The 21,308-nt window shown below is 61.5% G+C and carries 22 protein-coding genes; 14 read left to right on the forward strand and 8 right to left on the reverse strand.

Annotated features, from left to right (window positions below; genetic code table 11):
* Positions 1-105 precede the first annotated feature (105 nt).
* The 7 genes from FHT77_RS05840 to otsA all read left to right on the forward strand — a co-directional run bounded on the left by FHT77_RS05840 (position 106) and on the right by otsA (position 7,354).
* Positions 106-1,017, forward strand: coding sequence for a pirin family protein (locus tag FHT77_RS05840; protein ID WP_016552455.1), 912 nt, complete (start codon positions 106-108; stop codon positions 1,015-1,017).
* 38 nt (positions 1,018-1,055) lie between these two features.
* Positions 1,056-1,304, forward strand: coding sequence for a hypothetical protein (locus FHT77_RS05845; protein ID WP_183753323.1), 249 nt, complete (start codon positions 1,056-1,058; stop codon positions 1,302-1,304).
* Positions 1,305-1,467: 163 nt separating this feature from the next.
* The gene (locus tag FHT77_RS05850) at positions 1,468-2,145 is read left to right on the forward strand and encodes a FadR/GntR family transcriptional regulator (protein WP_183753325.1); all 678 of its coding nucleotides are present in this window, start codon (positions 1,468-1,470) and stop codon (positions 2,143-2,145) included.
* The gene (locus FHT77_RS05855) at positions 2,142-3,434 is read left to right on the forward strand and encodes an MFS transporter (protein ID WP_183753327.1); all 1,293 of its coding nucleotides are present in this window, start codon (positions 2,142-2,144) and stop codon (positions 3,432-3,434) included. The genes FHT77_RS05850 and FHT77_RS05855 overlap by 4 nt, the downstream gene beginning before the upstream one ends.
* An 87-nt stretch (positions 3,435-3,521) precedes the next feature.
* Complete coding sequence (locus FHT77_RS05860; protein WP_183753329.1) at positions 3,522-5,045, forward strand: S10 family peptidase; 1,524 nt, start codon at positions 3,522-3,524, stop codon at positions 5,043-5,045.
* Between the two features lie 98 nt (positions 5,046-5,143).
* Complete coding sequence (gene otsB / locus FHT77_RS05865) at positions 5,144-5,938, forward strand: trehalose-phosphatase (RefSeq protein ID WP_183753336.1); 795 nt, start codon at positions 5,144-5,146, stop codon at positions 5,936-5,938.
* 39 nt (positions 5,939-5,977) lie between these two features.
* A complete protein-coding gene (otsA, locus tag FHT77_RS05870) occupies positions 5,978-7,354 on the forward strand; it encodes an alpha,alpha-trehalose-phosphate synthase (UDP-forming) (protein WP_183753338.1) in 1,377 nt (458 codons plus the stop codon).
* 8 nt (positions 7,355-7,362) lie between these two features.
* Here otsA and FHT77_RS05875 read toward each other — a convergent pair whose 3' ends face one another.
* A complete protein-coding gene (locus FHT77_RS05875) occupies positions 7,363-8,268 on the reverse strand; it encodes a choline sulfate utilization transcriptional regulator (RefSeq protein ID WP_183753340.1) in 906 nt (301 codons plus the stop codon).
* A 192-nt stretch (positions 8,269-8,460) separates the two neighbouring features.
* Between FHT77_RS05875 and betC the strand changes: the two genes are divergently transcribed.
* Together betC and FHT77_RS05885 are read left to right on the forward strand one after the other, a co-directional pair.
* Entirely contained in the window at positions 8,461-9,975 is a 1,515-nt protein-coding gene (betC, locus tag FHT77_RS05880) for a choline-sulfatase (protein ID WP_183753342.1), read from the forward strand.
* 54 nt (positions 9,976-10,029) lie between these two features.
* Positions 10,030-10,239 carry a molybdopterin-binding protein gene (locus FHT77_RS05885; RefSeq protein ID WP_016552447.1) on the forward strand — a complete coding sequence of 70 codons (210 nt, stop codon included), beginning with the start codon at positions 10,030-10,032 and terminating at the stop codon, positions 10,237-10,239.
* A 3-nt stretch (positions 10,240-10,242) separates the two neighbouring features.
* Here the strand turns inward: FHT77_RS05885 and tsaA are convergent, their stop codons facing one another.
* Both tsaA and FHT77_RS05895 read right to left on the reverse strand, forming a co-directional pair.
* Positions 10,243-10,764: a tRNA (N6-threonylcarbamoyladenosine(37)-N6)-methyltransferase TrmO gene (gene tsaA / locus FHT77_RS05890; protein WP_183753344.1), complete on the reverse strand. Its 522-nt coding sequence runs from the start codon at positions 10,762-10,764 to the stop codon at positions 10,243-10,245.
* Positions 10,765-10,818: 54 nt separating this feature from the next.
* Positions 10,819-12,402 carry a peptide chain release factor 3 gene (locus FHT77_RS05895; RefSeq protein ID WP_183753346.1) on the reverse strand — a complete coding sequence of 528 codons (1,584 nt, stop codon included), beginning with the start codon at positions 12,400-12,402 and terminating at the stop codon, positions 10,819-10,821.
* Positions 12,403-12,492: 90 nt separating this feature from the next.
* Between FHT77_RS05895 and dut the strand changes: the two genes are divergently transcribed.
* Both dut and FHT77_RS05905 read left to right on the forward strand, forming a co-directional pair.
* Positions 12,493-12,963, forward strand: a complete 471-nt coding sequence (gene dut / locus FHT77_RS05900) for a dUTP diphosphatase (protein ID WP_183753348.1) — start codon at positions 12,493-12,495, stop codon at positions 12,961-12,963.
* Positions 12,960-13,862 carry a GNAT family N-acetyltransferase gene (locus tag FHT77_RS05905; protein WP_183753350.1) on the forward strand — a complete coding sequence of 301 codons (903 nt, stop codon included), beginning with the start codon at positions 12,960-12,962 and terminating at the stop codon, positions 13,860-13,862. The genes dut and FHT77_RS05905 overlap by 4 nt, the downstream gene beginning before the upstream one ends.
* A gap of 1 nt (position 13,863) precedes the next feature.
* On the opposite strand, the gene FHT77_RS05910 is transcribed toward FHT77_RS05905, so the two are convergent.
* Positions 13,864-14,334 (reverse strand): Lrp/AsnC family transcriptional regulator, encoded by a 471-nt coding sequence (locus tag FHT77_RS05910; RefSeq protein WP_405049255.1) that lies wholly within the window; start codon positions 14,332-14,334, stop codon positions 13,864-13,866.
* A gap of 103 nt (positions 14,335-14,437) precedes the next feature.
* Here FHT77_RS05910 and FHT77_RS05915 point away from each other — a divergent pair, with 103 nt between their 5' ends.
* A complete protein-coding gene (locus tag FHT77_RS05915) occupies positions 14,438-15,337 on the forward strand; it encodes a DMT family transporter (RefSeq protein WP_183753354.1) in 900 nt (299 codons plus the stop codon).
* 17 nt (positions 15,338-15,354) lie between these two features.
* Here the strand turns inward: FHT77_RS05915 and FHT77_RS05920 are convergent, their stop codons facing one another.
* Entirely contained in the window at positions 15,355-15,873 is a 519-nt protein-coding gene (locus FHT77_RS05920) for a Dps family protein (protein WP_016552437.1), read from the reverse strand.
* Positions 15,874-16,113: 240 nt separating this feature from the next.
* Between FHT77_RS05920 and FHT77_RS05925 the strand changes: the two genes are divergently transcribed.
* Both FHT77_RS05925 and cysK read left to right on the forward strand, forming a co-directional pair.
* Entirely contained in the window at positions 16,114-16,731 is a 618-nt protein-coding gene (locus FHT77_RS05925; protein ID WP_183753356.1) for a LysE family translocator, read from the forward strand.
* Positions 16,732-16,863: 132 nt separating this feature from the next.
* Entirely contained in the window at positions 16,864-17,826 is a 963-nt protein-coding gene (gene cysK / locus FHT77_RS05930) for a cysteine synthase A (RefSeq protein ID WP_183753358.1), read from the forward strand.
* A 49-nt stretch (positions 17,827-17,875) separates the two neighbouring features.
* On the opposite strand, the gene FHT77_RS05935 is transcribed toward cysK, so the two are convergent.
* From FHT77_RS05935 to FHT77_RS05945, 3 genes are all read right to left on the reverse strand, one after another.
* Positions 17,876-19,408 (reverse strand): YifB family Mg chelatase-like AAA ATPase, encoded by a 1,533-nt coding sequence (locus FHT77_RS05935; RefSeq protein WP_183753360.1) that lies wholly within the window; start codon positions 19,406-19,408, stop codon positions 17,876-17,878.
* Positions 19,409-19,671: 263 nt separating this feature from the next.
* Positions 19,672-20,616, reverse strand: coding sequence for a glutathione synthase (gene gshB / locus FHT77_RS05940; RefSeq protein ID WP_183753362.1), 945 nt, complete (start codon positions 20,614-20,616; stop codon positions 19,672-19,674).
* 94 nt (positions 20,617-20,710) lie between these two features.
* Positions 20,711-21,220, reverse strand: coding sequence for a cupin domain-containing protein (locus FHT77_RS05945; protein WP_183753364.1), 510 nt, complete (start codon positions 21,218-21,220; stop codon positions 20,711-20,713).
* Positions 21,221-21,308 lie beyond the last annotated feature (88 nt).

A 21,308-nucleotide genomic window follows, 5' to 3' on the forward strand; every position in this document is an offset into this window, starting at 1 on the left:
TGGTGCATCTTCTTTTGTGAACAGTGCGTTCCTGTCTCCGGCGGTTTCGCTCGGGCCGGCCCGATGGCTATATTTCGGGCTAAGTTGAACCTTGGAGAGGATGCCATGTCGATCCGTCCCGTAAAGCATATGAGCACTGCAACGCCGACCATGGAAGGCGCCGGCGTGAAGCTGCATCGCGTCTTCGGCTTCGGAGATCCGTCGATGACAGATCCGTTCCTGATGATGGACGACTTCCGCAACGACAATCCGGCCGAATATATCCGCGGCTTCCCATGGCATCCGCACCGCGGCATCGAGACGATCACCTATGTTCTCGCCGGCACGGTCGAGCATGGCGACAGCCTCGGCAATCGCGGCCTGCTCGGCGCCGGCGACATCCAGTGGATGACGGCGGGCAGCGGCATCATGCATCAGGAAATGCCGAAGGGCGATTTTGCCGGACGCATGCACGGCTTCCAGCTCTGGGCCAATCTCCCCTCGTCGCTGAAGATGACGGCGCCACGCTACCAGGACGTCAAGTCCGCCGACATTCCCGTTGTGGTCGATGACGACGGCACCGCCGTACGCGTCATCTGCGGCGACTTCTGGGGCAAGGCTGGCCCAGTCGACGGCGTGGCAGCCGAGCCGATCTACCTCGATGTCTCGGTACCGCCAGGCAAGAAGAAGCGCTTGCCGGTCGATACCTATCGCAATGCCTTTGCCTATATCTTCGCTGGCTCCGGCACGTTCCGCGACGCGTCGAAACCCTTCGGCGTCCGCGTCGAGAAAGAGGTCAACGGCGAAGAGCTGAACATCCGCGACATGTCGGGCAACCGGACGCTGGTCGTCTTCGACAGCGGTGACGAAGTGACAGTGCAGGCCGGCGACGAAGGTATCCGCTTCCTGCTTGTCTCGGGCAAGCCGATCGAGGAACCGGTCGCCTGGCACGGACCGATCGTCATGAATTCCCGCGAAGAGATCATGCAGGCGATGCGCGAACTGCAGAATGGCACGTTCATCAAGGCCGCACATTGAGCCGGCTCAATCCACAGGCTTTCCCACTAAAGTCTACAATGGAACAGAAGCAAGCAGCACTCCGTTGTAATCATTACAGGATCGCCGATGACAGCGAAATGAAATCGGGGGATTGGCAAGTTGTCGCGGCATCCTCGTCAGGAATTCTTCTTGCATCGCCGGCGAATCATCCTACCTTCTTCTTATCGACAACAGAACGAAAGGAAGGTGATCCAATGTCTAATGAGATTTCAGACCTCGTAAAAGGCATGGAAGTGGTGATGAAAGCGAGGCAGCCCTCGCTCTAAGCCCACCTTCCTAGGGCCGCTTTGACGGTCCGGCCATTTACAGGCCAGAACTCATGGAAAGGGTCGCTCGCGCGGCCCTTTTCCAATTTTCGCGATGGCATTGACGAACATCATGATCTCGGAGTATTCATAAAGTCATCTGATGACTTTATGAATACGAACGATGGAACCACTCGCAAAAACCAAGCTGGCGGATACGGCCATTGAGGCGATCCGTACGGAAATCCTCGGAAAGAGGTGGGCCGTTGGCGATAAATTGCCCAACGAGGCGTCTCTTTCGTCCATGCTCTCCGTCAGCCGCGGCACCGTCCGCGAGGCGGTCAGGGTGCTGGTATCGCAAGGCCTGCTGGAGACCCGGCAGGGCTCGGGAACCTACGTGCTCTCGACCACGGATACCCGGCTGCCGCTCACCATGGCCCGTCGCGCCAGTCTGCGCGATCTGTTCGAGGCCCGGTGCGCGCTCGACGTCGAGGCGGCACGGCTCGCGGCTCTACGGCAGACGCCTGCGATCATCGCGGAGCTTCGGGCACTTCTTGAAAAACGCGGCAATTTCGAAGGCGGCGACAAGAGCGCCTTCGTCGAACGCGATCTTGCCTTTCACAAGGCGGTCATCGCCGCGTCTGCCAACCGTGCGATGATTGAAATCTATGAGTTTTTCTCCGCCTCGATCACCGAGACGATCAAGGCGACGTTGGATGATGAAATTCCGGAGCCCGATATGCGGGCGCATGCAGACATCATCGACGCAATCGCCAGCGGCAATCCACAGCAGGCCGACGCCGCCGTACGCCGCTTCATGGCCCCGATCATCAGTGCTCTTGACCGGATGCTCCATTCATGACAACGCCCCTCGAGGATTCCGCTCACGTCTACGACCTGGCGGACGAACAACTCATCGACGCCGAGGCCGACAGCGTCCCGCAACCGAAGCCGCCGGTCGGCAGCAGCGCCGCGGCGCGCTTTCTGCTTGGGGCAAGCCTCGTTCTGATTGCGTTCAATCTGCGTCCGGTGTTCTCCAGCGCCTCGGCGCTGTTGCCCGAAATCAAATCTGAACTCGGCCTCTCCGCGCTGGGCGCCAGCCTGCTGACCACTTTGCCCGTTGTTTGCCTCGGTGCCTTTTCACCGCTGGCGCCGCGGCTTGCCCAGCGGATCGGCACGGAACGCACGCTTCTCGGCGTGCTCGTCCTGCTGGCGCTCGGGACAGCCTTGCGTGGCCTTTCCTCGATTCCGCTGCTCTTCGTCGGCACTGCCCTCGCCGGCGGCTGCATCGCTGTCGGGAACGTGCTGCTGCCGGGCTTGGTCAAGCGCGACTTTGCCGATCGCGCCGCATTGATGACCGGCTTCTACACGATGGCGCTGTGCGCCGGCGCCGCGAGCGCGGCGGGCTTCACTTTGCCGCTCGAACACATTCTCGGTGATTCCCTTTCCGCGGCGCTCGCCGCGTGGGGGATACCCGCGCTGGTCGTCGCGATTATCTGGCTGCCGCAGGTGCTGTCCACGAAGAACCAGGTCAAACGCACCGGCTTTTCGGTGCAAGGGCTCTGGCGCGATCGCCTGGCCTGGCACGTCACACTGTTCATGGGGCTGCAATCAGCGCTGGCCTATTGTGTGTTCGGCTGGCTCGTTCCAATCCTGCGCGAGCGCGGTGTTGACGGCATCACTGCGGGGGCGATCGTTTCCGTGTCGGTGATGGTTCAGGCCGCGGCATGCCTTGTCGCCCCGCAGATCGCAGTCAGGGGCAAGGATCAGCGGGTGATCAACGCGTCGCTCTGCGCCGTCGCCGTCGTCGCCCTGTTCGGCCTGCTATTTGCGCCGCTGTCCACGGTCTGGGTCTGGGCCGTGCTGCAGGGTATCGGCCAAGGCGGACTGATTGCGGTTGCGATGACGACGATCGTCTTGAGGTCTCGCGATCCGCATGTCGCGGCCCACCTTTCCGGCATGGCCCAATGTGTCGGCTACCTGCTTGCGGCGATCGGTCCGCTTGTCGTTGGGCTGATCCGCAGCTGGACTGGCAGCTTTGGCTGGTCGGCGGTGCTCTTCGTGGCGCTGGGCACCGGTGCCGCCATCAATGGCTGGAACGCCGGCCGTGCACAATTCGTCAATGCGCGGACGATCGAGAAGGCGGACTGACGTCCGCCTCACCATCTGTTGATTTCTCCCCTCACCGGGCGATGCTAGGCTGACCTCTTCCATGCCGCTTCCGCCGGAGGAGAAGTCTTGCGTTTCCTGTCCGCCATTCTGCTCGCAACCGCCCTGCTTGCGCCGATCACTCCCGCCGTATCGCAGGAGGGCAGAGGCGATACTTCCACACAGCGGGCATCTGACGATAGTGTACTGAGCCTGTTGCCAATCGACTCGGCGACCGAGCGCACAATGACCATCGGTGGCCGACAGCTCGACTATGTCGCAACGGCCGGGACGCTGGATCTCTTCGCGCAAGACGGCTCCAAGACCGGCGCTATCTTCTATACGGCCTATGTCGCCAAGAATGGAGCGCCCGACCGACCGCTGACCTTTGCCTTCAATGGCGGCCCGGGTGCTGCCTCGGCATTTCTCCAACTCGGCCTTGTGGGGCCGCGCATCCTCGATTTCGGCCCGAAGGGCGACGATGGGGCCGACGCGAAATTGGTCGACAATCCGCTGAGCTGGCTCGACTTCACCGACCTTGTCCTGATCGATCCGATCGGAACCGGCTGGAGCCGGACCGCCAAGGCTGACGACGCGTCCAAATACTACAACGTCAACTCCGACGCGGAGAGCATTGCAAAGGCGATCGCCCTCTACGTCGCCCACAACAACCGCTCCGGTTCGCCGAAATTTCTTCTCGGCGAGAGTTACGGCGGCTTTCGCGCCGCCAAAGTCGCCGGCGCACTGAAGGATAGCCAAGGCATCATCGCCTCCGGCGCGATCCTGCTTTCGCCCCTGCTCGAAGGGCAACTGATGTTCAATGCAGATCAGTTTGCACTCGGCGCCGCGCTTGAGTTTCCGTCGCTCGCGGCAGCGAACATGGAGAGGCGCAACGCCTTCGATGAAGTACGGCAAAGCGAGGCGGAGAAGTTTGCACTCGGCGACTATCTGACGACACTTGCCGGCCCGGCGCCGACAGGCGATGCCGCCAAAGCCTTCTATGGGAAGATTGCCGGCATGACCGGCATTCCCGAGGATGTCGTAACGAAGAACCGTGGCTTCCTCGGAAATGCCTACGCGAAGCAGTCAAGTGGCCAGGACGGCAAGGTCGTCAGCCCTTACGACGCGACGTTCTCGACGCCCGATCCTTACCCGGAGTCGGACTCTGATCGCGGCGACGACGCAATTCTCGACGGCTTCACCCGCGCCTATGGCGGCGCCTTTGCCGACTATGCGCGCAACGAACTCGGCTTCAAGACCGAGATGACCTATTCGCTGCTGGACGGCGACATCAGCCGCAGATGGGAATGGGGCGGACGCGGCGGCGGTTCAAGGCTGCAGGCGAGCGTGACCGACGACATCCGCCAGCTGCTCGCCTCCAATCCGAAATTCCGGCTGCTGATCGCCCACGGCTACAGCGATCTGGTGACGCCGTACGGCGTCAGCCGCTATGTCGTTGACCACCTGCCGCCTTCGCTTGCCGGCGAGCGGGTGGCGCTGAAGGTCTATCGAGGCGGCCACATGTTTTATACGCGGGCAGATCAGCGAGAAGTCTTCACGGCCGACGCCAAGGCCTTTTTTGCCGAGCATTCCGGCACGATCCCGGCTGAATGAAACGGCCGAGCGCAGGACGCCGGTAGAAATCCGAGATTTCCTCGCAACATTCAATCGCGCGGGTTGCCTTGGGATGATAGCGACATAGGTAAGTCACCATGTCGTACACCAGTAAGCCATTTCCTGCCGCGACGCCGCAATCGGTCTCGGGGCAGAAGAAGGTGCTGAGCGCTCTGTCCTCTTCGCCTCAAGATTGCGCTCTCTTCCTCGATATCGATGGGACATTGCTCGATCTCGCCGAGGTTCCGGACGCGATCGTAGTGCCCCCGCTGCTGCCTGCAGGTCTCGATATCGCTTCGCAAAGGCTCGGTGGTGCGTTGGCCTTGGTCACCGGGCGAGCGCTCGCCTATGCCGATGAATTGTTCTCGCCATTCCGATTTCCGATCGCCGGCCTGCACGGCGCCGAGTTGCGTCGGCCCGACGGCAAGGTCGCCAAGGCAGAAACGACAGCTGCGTTCGAGGCTTTGAAGGCCGATCTTCGGGAGGAAACGGAAGGGCTGGAAGGCGTGCTCGTGGAAGACAAGGGAGCGGCAGTCGCCGCCCACTACCGTCTAGCGCCACACAAGCAGGCGCAGGTGGAGTCCATCATGGAGCGGATGCTGTCCCGGGCCGGCCCGAACTGGACCTTGCAGCGAGGCAAGATGGTCCTCGAGATCCGCCCCGCCAGCGCCGACAAAGGAAACGCTGTCGAGGCGTTCCTGTCGATGCCGCCATTTGCAGGCAGACGTCCGATCACCATCGGTGACGACGTAACCGATGAAGCGATGTTTCGCATCGCCAATCGTCAGGGCGGCCTCTCCGTTCGGGTGGGCGCACCCTCCGAAACGGCCGCCGCACTGACGCTGCCTTCGGCATCGGCAGTACGGGAACTCATTGGGCAGTTTGCCGTTTGATCCGAGCGCTCGCGCTGCCCTCCCAGGAAAGGAATCCCTGTGTCCCGTCTCGTTATCGTTTCCAATCGCGTGCCAGCCCCGACAAAGGAGGGCGCAGCCTCCGCTGGCGGACTGGCGGTGGCGCTGAAAGCGGCATTGGAACAGCGCGGCGGCATCTGGATGGGCTGGTCCGGAAAGTCGAGCGAAAACGACGAGCCCGGTCCGCTCTCCCTGACGGAAGAGGGCAAGATCACCTACGCCCTGACCGACCTCACCGGCAAGGATGTCGAGGAGTATTACCACGGCTTCGCCAACCGGGTGCTCTGGCCGATCTGCCACTACCGGTTGGATCTCGCGGAGTACGGCCGCAAGGAAATGGCCGGATACTTCCGGGTCAACCGCTTCTTCGCGCATCGGCTGGCGCCGCTGCTGCGTCCGGATGACATCATCTGGGTCCATGACTACCATCTGATCCCGCTGGCTGCGGAACTCAGGCAGATGGGGTTCAAGAACCGCATCGGCTTCTTCCTGCACATTCCCTGGCCGCCGGCCGATGTGCTCTACACGATGCCGGTTCACGAAGAGATCATGCATGGCCTGGCGGCCTACGATCTCGTCGGCTTTCAGACGGACCATGATCTGGAAAACTTCGCCGGGTGCCTTCGCCGCGAGGACATGGGCGATGCGATCGGGGATGGCCGGTTCACGGCAAACGGCAAGGTTTTCAAGGGCGGCGCTTACGGGATCAGCATCGAAACGGCTGCCTTTGCCGATTTTGCCAAGAAGGCGAGCAGCCATCATCTGGTGCAGCGCGCACGGCAGAGCGTCAAGGATCGCGATCTTATCATCGGCGTCGACCGGCTCGATTACTCGAAGGGCATCACACAGCGGCTGGATGCTTTCGAGCGCTTTATCATCAACAATCCTGCCCACCAACGGAAAGTCACCTATCTCCAGATCACACCGAAATCCCGATCGGAAGTGCCTGAATACGAGCAGATGCAACGCACCGTCGCGGAGCAGGCCGGCCGCGTCAACGGTGCCTTGGGAACGGTGGACTGGGTGCCGGTCCGCTACATCAACCGCTCCGTCAGCCGCCCGATCCTCGCCGGTCTTTATCGGCTGGCCGAGGTTGGATTGGTCACGCCGCTTCGGGACGGCATGAACCTCGTGGCCAAGGAGTATGTTGCCGCCCAGGACCCGGAGGATCCCGGCGTGCTGGTGCTCTCACGCTTCGCCGGTGCCGCCCGCGAACTGAAGAAGGGTGCCTTGCTGGTCAATCCCTACGACATCGAGGGAACAGCCAACGCACTGGCACGGGCCTTGAACATGCCGCTTGAGGAACGCCAGGAACGTTGGCGGAAGATGATGGACCACCTGCTGGTGCACGATGTATCGCGCTGGTGCCAAGATTTCCTCGATGACCTCGTCGCTTGAGGGTAGCGTCAGTCGATGCCAGCCTCGGCCATCAGCCACGCTGCAAGCAGGTCACTTTGGGCATCGCGCATGCGCCGCGGCAGCAGCAACCAATAGCCTCGATCCGGCGCTTCCAGCGCGGGGCCAGCGGTCTTCAGCATCCCGGTTGCTAGCAGGGAGTCGACCAGGCCCATCCATCCGATTGCAACGCCCTGTTCGCCGATTGCCGCCTGTACCACCAGCGAATAGGTGTTGAAGCTGAGGTCGCCCTGCCCGGCGTGACCATCGCGGCGGACACCAAGCTCCGCCAGATAGGTTCGCCAGTCGAACCAAGGCGACGGTTCCTCGGTATCGAGATGAATCAAACGCGTCCGCGCGAGATCATCAGGCGTCGAGAGGGAGCCGTAGCGATCGAGAAAGCCCTGGGTGCAGACCGGTGCGACCTTTTCCGGCAGGAGCAGAACCGCGCCGCGATCGAATTCGGATCGCCGACCAAAGACCACTGCAATATCGCCGTCGTCCGAACGACCTTTCTCTATTCGTTGTGTCGCGACAATCTGAATGTCGACATCCGGGTAAAGCGTGCGGAATGCGTGCATCCGCGGGATCAGCCAGAGCGAAGAGAATGCGAAGTCCGTCCGCAGTCGGATCGTTGGCCTGTCCGGTTCAGTGCGGAAGCGCCGCGCCAGCTCGTCAATCTCGCTGACGCTCCTTGCCACGACGTCGAGCAGGCGGTGGCCCTCCGCCGTCAATTCAACGCCGCGATGTTGTCGTTTCAGGAGGCTCACGCCTAGTTGCTCCTCCAGCCGGCGAACCTGATAGCTGACGGCGGGTTGCGTCAGACCAAGAGCGCTTGCCGCAGCCGACAGACTACCTGTCTTGCCGATCTCGGAGAATATGCGCATCCACCCAAGTTCGACACGGCGGCTTTCCATAAAAAATCCTTAGAGATGATATCAAAAAATGCCCGCTTCACAGGTCAATTGATATCGATAATCAATAAAGCAATCAAATGGCACATGCGAGATGAGGCCGAGATTCCTGTTGCGCCTTCCAGTCGATGCGGGCTGGAATAGCGCAGAGCACACGGCTAAGTTCCCGCTCCCGCAAACCGAAGGACGATACGCATGGCGCGCCCGAATATTCTCATTCTGATGGTGGATCAGTTCAATGGCACGCTGTTTCCCGACGGGCCGGCTGATTTTCTCCATGCGCCGCATCTGAAAGCCCTGGCACAGCGTTCGGTGCGTTTTGCCAACACTTACACGGCAAGTCCGCTTTGCGCGCCGGCGCGCGCATCCTTCATGTCCGGGCAATTGCCGAGCCGGACCCGCGTGTATGACAACGCCGCCGAATTCGCGTCCGATATCCCGACATTCGCCCATCACCTGCGGGCGGCGGGCTATCACACCGCCCTTTCCGGAAAGATGCATTTCGTCGGCCCCGACCAGCTGCATGGCTTCGAGGAACGGCTGACCACCGATATATATCCCGCCGATTTCGGCTGGACACCCGATTACAGCAAGCCCGGCGAGCGCATCGACTGGTGGTACCACAATCTCGGCTCGGTCACCGGTGCCGGCGTTGCCGAAATCACCAACCAGATGGAGTATGACGACGAGGTTGCCTACAACGCGACCCGCAAGCTCTACGACCTTTCGCGCCGTCAAGACGACCGCCCATGGTGCCTGACTGTGAGCTTCACTCACCCGCACGACCCCTATGTCGCTCGCCGCAAGTATTGGGACCTCTACGAGAATTCCCCGGCGCTCGATCCCGAGGTCGGCGCAATTCCGTTCGACGAGCAGGATCCGCATTCTCAGCGCCTGCTGAAGGCCTGCGACTACGACGCGTTCGACATCACCCCGGAACAGATCCGCCGCGCGCGCCAAGGCTACTTCGCCAATATCTCCTACATCGACGACAAGATCGGCGAGATCCTTGATGTCCTCGAACGTGCGCGGATGGCGGACAATACCATCGTGCTGTTCGTTTCCGACCACGGTGACATGCTCGGCGACCGTGGCCTCTGGTTCAAGATGTGCTTCTTCGATGGTTCGTCGCGCGTGCCGCTGACGATTGCGGCGCCCGGCTGGGCACCTGCCTCTATCCAGCAGCCTGTCTCGACGCTCGACGTGACGCCGACGCTCGCGGCACTGGCGGGCATCGACATCGCGAAGCTCGCCCCATGGACGGATGGCGAGGATCTGACGCCGCTTGCCACCGGCACCGGCGGTCGTGGCCCGGTGCCGATGGAGTATGCCGCCGAGGGGTCGGAAGCCCCGCTCGTCTGCCTGCGGGACGGCCGCTTCAAGCTGACGCTGTGCGAGAAGGACCCGCCGATGCTGTTCGATATCGAGGCGGACCCAAGGGAATTGAACAACCTTGCTGGCGATACTGGACATGCCGATATTCTCGCCGGACTGACGGCCCAGGCCGAGAAGCGCTGGAACCTGCAGAGCTTCGACGCCGCCGTGCGCGAAAGCCAGGCGCGCCGCTGGGTGGTTTACGAGGCGCTGCGGAACGGCGCCTACTATCCCTGGGATTATCAGCCGCTGCAGCGGGCTTCCGAGCGCTACATGCGCAACCATATGGATCTGAACGTGCTGGAGGAAAGCCAACGCTATCCGCGCGGCGAGTAGATTGCAGCGGCACACCTTAGCCACTACTGTCCGCATGCAAAACAGGAGGCTTCCATGAAGATCAGTGCACGCAATCGCTTGAAAGGAAAGATCGTCGAGGTGAAGAAGGGTGCGACCACGGCGCACGTCCGCATCGATATCGGCGGCGGTTCCATCGTCACGTCCTCGATCACCAACGAAGCCGTCGATGAACTGGGGCTGGCCGTCGGCGGCGACGCCTATGCGGTCGTCAAGGCCTCTGACGTTATGGTCGCGGTCGACTGATCGTCAGGCCTTCTTGCAATAATGCGCGACGTCGTCGCCGGTCTGGAAATCTCCGGGCTGCGGCGGCGCGATCGGCTTGAACAGCGTGCGATCGGGCTTCAGGTCGAGCAGCGGCGTGCCGTCAAGGCAATCCATCCCGCGAACCAAAAGAACGCCCTCTTCGACCCCTTCCAGCTTGACGATGGAGGTGCCGATCGGATTTGGCCGCACCGGCGAGCGAAGCGAAAAAGTGCCATGGACTTTTCCGCTATTGGCAGGACTTTGCAGAACGAGATCACGGCGTGATCGATCAAGCCAATAGAGGATCTCCAGCCGCTCGAAGGCTTCCACGCCCTGGAGCGCCTGCCTCCATGGCTCGAATATCTCGATCTTGCAAAGGGGACCGTCATGCCGCCCCTGGCGCGGCGTCTCCATGCGCGAGGTCCAAGGGGTCAAGATACGCCCGATGAACACCAGCCCCGCATCCGTCGCCGGCGGCAGATCGACCGCGACTTCGTTTTCCCGGATTTCGTTCTCGCGTACCATCAAACGCTCCTGTTCGAAGATACATCATGGCAGATCAGTGTATCCGATCCAATATCACGCGGCCTTGACGGCGTGGTATTCCTTGAGGGCGGCCATCCTGATCACCGGGTAGCGCTCGGCCTCGTAGCGGAGAGAGAAGCTGTCCTGCGCCAGGAACACCGGGTCGTTATCGAGGTCGCGGGCGATATCGCCGCGACGCGCGGTTATGAATTTTTCGAGCTCTGCCGGCTGATCAGCCGAAATCCAGCGGCACACGGAGAAGCGCGACATTTCAAAGGAGACCGGCAGGCCGTATTCGGCCATTAGGCGCTCCTTCAGAACGTCAAGCTGTAGCGCGCCGACGACGCCAACGATAGCCGGCGAACCATCTTCCGGCGAGAACAGCTGGACGACGCCCTCTTCCGCCATCTGCTGCAGCGCTTCCTTGAGCTTCTTCGCCTTCATGGCGTCTTCCAGACGTACGCGGCGCAGGATTTCCGGCGAGAAGTTCGGCACGCCCTGGAACACCAGCGACTCGCCTTCCGTCAGCGTATCGCCGATGCGCAGCGTTCCGTGATTGGGAATGCCGACGACGTCGCCGGCATAGGCCGTATCCGCAAGCTGCCGCTGCGAGGCAAAGAAGAACTGCGGCGCGGTGAGGCCGAGCTGCTTGCCGGTGCGCGACAAGCGCGCCTTCATGCCGCGCTCGAGCTTGCCCGAGCAGATGCGGGCAAACGCGATGCGGTCGCGATGATTGGGGTCCATGTTCGCCTGGATCTTGAAGACGAAGGCGGTCATCTTGTTGTCGGTCGCCTGCACGGTACGTATGTCGGCGACCTGATCACGGGGCGGCGGGGCGAACTCGCCGAGCGCATCGATAAGGTCGCGCACGCCGAAATTGCGCAGCGCCGAACCGAAGAAGACGGGCGTCAAATGGCCTTCGAGGAAGGCCTTCCTGTCGAAGGGCTTGCAGGCCTCGATCGCCAGCGTCGTCTCCTCGATGAACGCGTCACGCTCGTTCTCCGGCAGGCGATGGGCTACCATCTCGGGATCGGTGACCTTGGTCATGATCTCCTGCGTGTCCGAAGCACGCACCTCGTTGTTCGCCAGGTGGTAGGTGCCGCAGAAGGTCTTGGAACGGCCGATCGGCCATGTCACCGGTGCGCAGTCAAGCGCCAGCTTCTCCTCGACTTCGTCAAGGATCTCGAAGGGATCGCGGCTTTCCCGGTCCATCTTGTTGATGAAGGTGATGATCGGAATGTCGCGCATGCGGCAGACTTCGAACAGCTTCAGTGTCCGCGGCTCGATACCCTTGGCGGCATCGATCACCATGACTGCGGCATCGACCGCCGTCAGCGTGCGATAGGTGTCGTCGGCGAAGTCTTCGTGGCCGGGCGTATCGAGGATGTTGAAGACATTGTCCTTGTACTCGAACGTCATGACCGAGGTGACGACCGAGATGCCGCGCTCACGCTCGATCTTCATCCAGTCGGAGCGCGTCTGCATGCGATCCTTCTTTGCCTTGACTTCGCCGGCAAGCTGAATGGCGCCGCCGAACAGCAGCAGCTTTTCGGTGAGCGTGGTCTTACCCGCGTCCGGGTGCGCGATAATAGCGAATGTGCGGCGGCGGGAGACCGCCTCGGCGAGACTTTCGGCCATAATGTGAATCCTGTGGAATTGCGGCGTATCTAGCGATTAAAGCCCGGCATTGCAATTGACCTTGGAGCTTCGGGCGCAAACTAATGCGGCATGACCATTCATGCCGATACGCGCCCGACGCTCAACATCATCCGCCTTGCCAACGGCAAGGACCTCGAACTGCCGGCCTATGAAAGCAAGGGGGCGGCAGGCATGGACCTGCGCGCCGCCGTCGATGCCGACGCGCCGACCATCCTCGCGCCTGGCAAGCGCGCGCTGGTGCCGACCGGTTTCATCTTCGAAATTCCGGAAGGATTCGAGGGCCAGGTGCGTCCGCGCTCCGGCCTCGCCTTCAAGCACGGCCTCACCTGCCTGAACACGCCCGGCACCATCGACAGCGACTATCGCGGCGAGGTCAAGGTTCTGCTGATCAACCTCGGCGACGAGCCGTTCGAGATCACCCGGGGCATGCGCATCGCCCAGATGGTAATCGCACCGGCGATTCAGGCTCATATCTGCGAAATCTCCGAGGCGAGTGCCACGGCGCGCGGCGCCGGCGGTTTCGGCTCGACCGGGGTATGACCTCCAAGGGGATCGATCATTCCGGCTTGACCTTCCGCCAAGACTATTTCGGCGACCTTAAGGCATGGCAGGCGCTGGTCGATCTCCTAAAGGACACATTCGATATCGATATCGGCCCATTGCAGCAAATGGGCGGACCCGACCCTAGCAGCATGCCCTTCGGCTGGTTTGACGGCGATGGCCTGCTTGCCGCCAATCTTTCGGCCTTTGCGATGCCCCTCGTCATCAACGGTCGAACACTGAATGCCGCCGCATTCCAATCGGGCGCGGTTAGGCCGCCCTGGCGCAGACGCGGCCTGTATCGCAACCTGACCCGCAAGGCGCTCGCGTGGTGTGAGGAGATGGGCTTCGAAGCGATCGCCCTCTACACGGACAAGCCGTCGCTGTATGAACCCTACGGATTCCGCTCGGTTCCAATGCATGCCTATTCCGGCAAGGCGCCGGCTGTTTCAAAGGCGCAAACGCCGGCGTATCGCCTCGATCCGCTCGACGCGGCAGACCTCGAGTTGCTGCGCGCAGCTTTGAGGTCCCGCGAACCAGTCTCAGACGTGCTCGCCGTGTGTCAGAGCGCCGCGATGTTTCTCATCAACACACAGCTCGACCCCGGCGTCAGGGTCAGTTGGATGGAACGGGAACAGGCCGCGATTGCCTGGAAGATGGAACCGCCGGGACGTTTGATTCTCCTCGACGTCGTCGCGGCCGATATGCCCTCGCTGACCTCGATCATCGGAGCTCTCGACATAGAGCCTGGCGCCGTCGATGCGTTGTTCTGCCCTGACAAACTCGGGTGGAACGGCGAGGCGCGACCGCTCGACGGCCACACGCACTTCATGATCCGCACACCCGGCGCAATCACCTTTGATCGACCGGCAATGCTGTCGCCGATGGCCGATTTCTGATCTATCGGTCCCGCGAGAGCGGCGGCAGACGGCGCTTTACCGGAGATGCCTTGACCATCGAGGTGCTGGTTTCGGCCTTCTCGGCCACCTTGTCGAGGATCGCGTCGAGTTCCGCCATGGAGGAAACGACAAGCCGGGCAATGAAACAGTCATCACCCGTCACCTTGTCGCACTCCACAAACTGGGGCGTATCCTGGATGATGCGCTGGACGACATGCAACTGTCCCGGCAGCGGCCGGACGCGCACGATCGCCTGCAGCGGATATCCGAGCGCCGCGGCGTCGATATCAATTGTGAACGCGGCGATGATCCCGCGTTCCTCAAGGCGGCGGAGACGTTCGGCGGCGCTGGGCGAAGAGAGGCCCGCGGCCTGCGCCAGTTCCTTCAAGGAAATGCGGGCATTCTCCGCCAGTGCCTGCAGGATTTTCTGGTCGACCGCATCGATCAAGTTGTCATTAGGCAATACAGACACTTTTCCTCACAAAGATAGGACGATTGCGCAGCGAGCCTAATGGAATCTATATAAGTCACGATGACCCCGCAATATTCTTTCTCCATCAACATGGAGAGATGCGATGCACAGTGAAGTTCGCGCCGGCGCTGCCCAAATCACAGCGGCAATGCTGATTTCAGGAACCATCGGCTGGTTCGTCGTGATGTCCGGCCAGCCTGTGAGCGGCGTGGTGTTCTGGCGCTGCTTCTTTGGGGCGATCAGCCTGCTCGCCGTCTGCGCGGCCATGGGACTGCTGCGACCGGGCGTCATCAGCTTGAAGGCGTTTGGCATCGCGGTCTTCGGCGGAGTTGCCATTGTTCTCAATTGGCTGCTGCTGTTTGCGTCATACGGCCACGCCTCGATTTCGATAGCGACGACCGTCTACAATACGCAACCCTTCATGTTGCTTGCGCTCGGTGCGCTTTTTCTCGGCGAGAAGATCACCGCCGCGAAGCTGTTGTGGCTGACGCTGGCCTTTGGCGGAATGGCGGCCATCGTCGAAGCCAAGCCGGCGACGTCAGGCGAACACGAGGGCTATGCGGTCGGGATCCTTTTGGCGCTTGGCGCTGCGTTTTTCTACGCGCTGGCAGCCCTTGCCGCGAAATGGCTCAAGGGAACGCCGCCGCATCTGATAGCGCTGATACAGGTTGCGACCGGCGTGCTGATGCTGCTGCCCACCGTGAACTTCTCGAACCTGCCAACCGACGGACAGTCCTGGTCAATCCTTGCCACCATGGGCATCGTTCATACAGGGCTGATGTATGTGCTGCTCTACGGAGCGATCCAGAAGCTGCCGATCCATCTGACAGGGGCGCTGTCGTTCATCTATCCGATCGCCGCCATCCTCGTGGACCGGGTGGCCTTCGGACATGCGCTGCAACCGCTTCAGCTCGTTGGTGCAGCGATCATTCTCGTCGCCGCGGCCGGCATGAACCTCGGCTGGACGCCCGCGCAGTTGCTACGTGCGCGGGCAAGCTCATAGGCCAGAGGGCGCCGACGCTATTTCTGCTGCCGCGTCGTTTCGAACAGGAACCAAGTGCGGCGCTCGGCCTCGTCGATCCAGACTTCCAGCAGACTTGTGGTAGCGAAGTCATTGTGCTCGGAGCAGACATCGTGGGTTTCGCGCAACAGCGATACAAGCTGCCTGTTGTCGTCGCGCAGTTCCGCCAGCATGTCCTCCGGCGTGACATACTCGGCGTCATTGTCATTGATGCGCTGCAGGCGACCGATATGGCCGATGGAGCGCAACGTCGTGCCGCCGATCTTGCGGGCGCGTTCGGCAATCGCGTCGGTCGTGGCAAAGATCTGCTCAGCCTGCTCGTCGAGCATCAGGTGATAGTCGCGGAAATGCGGCCCCGACATATGCCAGTGGAAATTCTTGGTCTTCATGTAGAGCGCGAAGACGTCTGCCAGCAGCGCCGCTAAAGCGGCCGAGATGTCCTGGATGGCATTGCCTTTCAGGTCCGTCGGCGTGGCAAGTGGGGCGAGTTTACGCTTTTCGGCTGCGTTGAGGCTCATCGATGTCTCCTTTGGCGAACAGTAGATATTGGTCGGTATGGAGGGGTTCATTGCCCATTGGCCCTCGGATTTGGTTGTTGGCGCGATGCCGGCCTTCATAGCTTCGACCCCGCCTTGGAACTAGAACCGTCACAACAAGCGTCAATAGCGGCTATGCACTGCAGCCCGGTGACAGAGCGTCACATCCTTGAAATCCCCCGTTTACAGGCGTAGAAGGCGTCCGAAGCAGGAGCTTGCACCATGTCTTTCACCGCCCTTTTTGCATATGCTGCAGCCCTTTTCATCGCTGCCGCCATCCCCGGACCGGGCATCACGGCGATCGTCGCGCGCGCACTCGGCTCGAATTTTCGCGAGACATTCTTCATGGGCCTCGGTCTAGTGCTTGGTGATATGACCTATCTCACTGCCGTCATTCTCGGCCTCGCTTTCGTGGCGCAGACGTTCACCGAACTCTTCATTGTCATCAAGATCGCCGGTGCGCTTTATCTCTGCTACATCGCTTACAAGCTCTGGACGGCCGGGTTGCTGCCCCACGACATCGCGGCCAGGAAGGCGAGCAATGTCGGCATGAGCTTCCTGTCCGGCCTGCTGGTAACACTCGGCAATCCCAAAACCATGCTCTTCTATGTCGCACTGGTGCCGACTTTGATCGACATCAACAGCATCGGGCTTCGTGAATATGGTGTCCTTTTGGCAACCACCTTCGTCGTCCTGCTTGTGGTTTTGGTCCCGTATATGCTGCTTGCGTCACGCGCCCGCATGATGCTGAAGCAACCGCGTGCACTGGCGGCGCTGAACAAGACGGCGGCAGGTATTCTCGCCGGCACGGCCGCCTTCATCGCCACCCGCGCGGCCTGAAAAATTCATTCGACAAAGCCCGGTTCCTAAAGGATTTTTTCTCGCCTGACCGCTTCTGAGGGATGAAGCCACACTGGCCTCCATCCATCTTTGACCCTATTCTCTCCGCACATTTCACCAAGGGAGAGCCTAATGTCGAAGAAACCGGGCCGCGGCCGCATCTATTCCTCGATCACCGAGACCATCGGTGACACGCCAATCGTGCGGCTCGACAAGCTCGCCAAGGCGAAGGGCGTCAAAGCGAACCTCCTGGCGAAGCTGGAATTCTTCAATCCGATTGCTTCCGTGAAGGACCGCATCGGCGTCGCAATGATCGAGTCGCTGGAGTCACTGGGCAAGATTTCGCCCGGCAAGACGACCCTGATCGAGCCGACATCGGGCAATACCGGAATTGCGCTCGCCTTTGCAGCAGCGGCCAAGGGGTACAAACTGATCCTCACGATGCCGGAAACCATGTCCGTCGAGCGCCGCAAGATGCTGGCACTGCTCGGCGCCGAACTCGTGCTCACCGAAGGTCCGAAGGGAATGAAGGGCGCGATCGCCAAGGCCGAGGAATTGGCGGCGACACTGCCCGATGCGATTATCCCGCAGCAGTTCGAAAATCCTGCCAATCCAGAAATCCACCGCCGCACGACAGCCGAGGAGATCTGGAACGATACCGACGGTGCGGTCGATATCCTGGTTGCCGGCATCGGCACCGGCGGCACCATCACCGGCGCGGGCCAGGTGCTAAAATCGAAGAAGCCTGGCTTCAAGGTCGTCGCCGTCGAACCTGCGGAATCTCCCGTCCTTTCCGGCGGCCAGCCGGGTCCGCACAAGATCCAGGGCATCGGCGCAGGCTTCGCGCCGGCGATCCTCGATACGCACATCTACGACGAAATCGTCACGGTCAGCAGCCCCGAAGCGCTTGACCTTGCCCGCGAGGTTGCCAGGCTGGAAGGCGTGCCGGTCGGCATTTCCTCGGGCGCAGCCTTGGCCGCCGCAATCAAAATCGGCAGCCGTGAGGAGAACGCGGGGAAAAACATCGTCGTGATCATCCCATCCTTTGCCGAACGTTATCTCTCCACGGCCCTGTTTGAGGGGCTTGGCGGCTAAGCCGGCATTCCTGACGCGGGGCGCTCTCGGCGGGCGCCCCCCTTTCGTTTCAGGCGGGCGTGGTCAGACGTTCGCCGGCGATGCGATAGGAGATCGCCTCGGCGAGGTGGATGCGACCCACCATCTCATTGCCATCGAGATCCGCGAGCGTACGCGCGACCTTCAGGACCCGATGATATCCGCGCGCCGAGAACTTCATTTTTTCGGCTGCGTCGCGGAGCAACTGCAGGCCGGAAGCATCCGGTGCGGCGTATGCCTCGATCATGGCGGTCGAGCACCGGGCGTTGGTCCCGATTGCCCCCGGGCTCGCCGCCTTGAAGCGATCCCGCTGAATCTCGCGCGCACGGGCGACGCGGCGGGCGATATCCACGCTCCTTTCAGCAGGCATCGGTCGAATGAGATCGAAGGCGGAGACAGCCGGAACATCGATGCGGATGTCGATGCGATCCATCAGCGGGCCTGAAATGCGCGACTGATAGTCCGTCATGCAGCGTGGACCGCGTACGCAACTATGGCCAGGTTCGCCGGCCATGCCGCAGCGACAGGGGTTCATCGCCGCGACGAGCTGGATGTTGGCCGGATAGGCCACACGATGATTGGCGCGGGCGATGATGCATTCGCCTGTTTCGAGCGGTTGCCGCAGAGCATCGAGCGCCTGCGGCGAAAATTCGGGAAACTCATCGAGAAACAGCACGCCATGGTGGGCCAGCGACGCCTCGCCGGGCTTTGCGCGCAAGCCGCCGCCGACGAGGGCTGCCATGGTGGCGGAATGATGCGGCGTACGGAAGGGGCGTCGATCCGAGAGCTTCCCGCCAGATAGTTGGCCGGCTACCGAATGAATCATCGAGACTTCGAGAAGTTCCGCGGCCGAAAGCGGCGGCAGAATCGATGGCAACCGGGCGGCAAGCATGGATTTTCCGGAACCGGGAGGACCGACCATCAGGAGATTGTGGCCGCCGGCCGCCGCAACTTCCAGCGCCCGCTTGGCGCTTTCCTGCCCCTTGATATCGGCAAGATCAGGCAGGCTGACCGTATTGGCGCGGATCGAGGGTTCTGGACGGGAGAGAACCTGGGTGCCGCGAAAATGATTGGCGAGCGCGATCAGGCTGCGCGGCGCGAGGATGTCGATATCCGGTCCCGCCCAGGCCGCCTCCGCGCCGCTTTCGGCCGGGCAAATCAATCCCTTGCCGATGGCGTTGGCGCCAATCGCGGCCGGCAACGCCCCGGCGACGGGAGCGATCGTCCCATCCAGATTGAGTTCGCCAATCACCACGTAGTCGGAGAGCGCATCCGCGGGAATGGCGCCCAAGGCGGCCATCAGGCCAAGGGCGATCGGCAGGTCGAAATGGGAGCCTTCCTTGGGCAGGTCCGCCGGCGCCAGGTTGACAGTAATCTTCTTGGCCGGGAGGGCCAGGCCCGAGGCGTGCAGCGCGGCGTGAACGCGCTCGCGGCTTTCCGCCACCGCCTTATCAGGAAGGCCCACGATCTGGGTGACGACCCGGCCGGGCGCGACCATGACCTGGACCTCGACCGGAACACCCTCAATGCCCTGAAATGCAAGCGTGTTGACGCGTGCGACCATGCCCCATCCCCTGTGCCGCAACCCACTACACTGCAGTTTAACGACGTATCATTGTCGCCAATTGCAATCTTGCATAGAAACGGGAATGAAACAAGAACAATAAAAGAACAGATTCAAGCCAACGCTGTGGGTAGGTTGTGGCAGGTTGCAGCGAGAGAACAAAGCGGTCGATTTATTCCGACCGTGTCGAGCGGGAATGTCTTGAAGAAAGAAATGTCCGTAGAGCCGCGCGTCCGTTCCCAGCGCGCGGCCACAAAGCGCGCCTAGCGCTTCTGCTCGATCGCATCCCACAACAAGGCGGCGATATCGGCACCACCGAATTTGCGCACTTCGCGGATGCCGGTCGGCGAGGTGACGTTGATCTCCGTCATGTAGTCGCCGATGACGTCGATGCCAACGAAGAGGAAGCCGCGTTCCTTCAGCGCAGGGCCGATGCGCTTGCAGATTTCGATCTCGCGGGCCGTCAGTTCAGTCGCCTCGGCGCGTCCTCCGACATGCATGTTGGAACGGCTGTCGTGCTCGGCGGGCACGCGATTGATGGCGCCGACGGGCTCGCCGTCGACGAGCAGGATGCGCTTGTCGCCCTTGCGAACATCAGGAAGGTACTGCTGCGCAATGAAAGGTTCGCGGAAGAGTTGACCGAACATTTCTAGCAGGGACGACAGGTTGCGGTCGTCCTTTGTCGAATGGAAAACGCCGGCGCCGCCATTGCCGTAGAGCGGCTTCAGGATGATGTCGCCCATCTCGTCTCGGAAGCGGCGAATTTCCGCTGCATCCTTGGTGATCAGCGTCTTCGGCATCAGATCGGCAAATTCGGTGACGAAGATCTTTTCGGGAGAGTTCCGAACCCAGGCCGGATCATTGACGACCAGCGTCTTCGGATGGATCCGCTCCAGCAGGTGGGTCGAGGTGATATAGGCCATGTCGAACGGCGGATCCTGGCGCAGCAGGATCACGTCCATGGTGGAAAGGTCGACGCGTTCGGGCGCCCCGAGCTCGAAATGATCACCCTTGACGTCGCGCAACACCATCGGCTCCACCGTGGCGTACAGATTGCCGTCCCGGAAGCTCAGGCGCTCAGGCGTGTAATGGAAAAGCTTGTAGCCGCGGGCCTGCGCTTCCAGGCTCATCGCAAAGGTGGAATCGCCCGCGATATTGATGCCGGCGACATGATCCATCTGGACCGCTACGTTTCTGATCTTAGCCATTTCCGTCCCTTAGCTGATGCCGGACAGATGTAGGCTGCAGATGCCCCGAAAGCAACGCCAATCAACGGCTTCGTTGTGGCGGGACCGGAAATCGTCAGGCGGCGATGCCGCTCTTTTGGACCTCGCCGCGCAACAGGCTCTTCAGCCGGTAGGCGAGCGCGACCGGCTTCGGGAACGGCTTCCTCAGGAACGCAACCTTGCGCACGTAACTGTCCACGCGCCAGCTGGCCCAGGTGCCCGCAGCGAAGAAGGCAACATCGCCGGCTTGCAGTGTCCGCTCCGTGCCGTCCCCGGCAACGATATGGACGCCGCCTTCGAGGATCATCACCGTTTCGTCCCAGTAGAAGTGCCAACGGAATTCGCCGGCCGTGCAATCCCAGATCGCCGTATAGGCTCCATCGTCATTGCTGCGTGAATGCTCGCCGGTGCGCGCCTCAGGGTTACCGCTGATCACCCAATCGGGATTGATCGGCGTCGCGCGCATGTCGAAAGTATCGCCGGACTTCGCCACGAATGTCTTTGCTTGCGGCTGCGGCAGGCTCGGAAAGGGCACCACGCGCGCCGCCATCGCGACCACGCTTGCCAGCATCATATGAATACCCATGAGCCCCCCAGCTATCCAATCCGTGTTGGGATAGCAGAGAGTCGTAAAGGCACCGTACAGTCGATCCGTACAATTTTAAGGATCAGTG

Source organism: Rhizobium sp. BK181 (assembly GCF_014193305.1).
GTDB lineage: Bacteria > Pseudomonadota > Alphaproteobacteria > Rhizobiales > Rhizobiaceae > Rhizobium.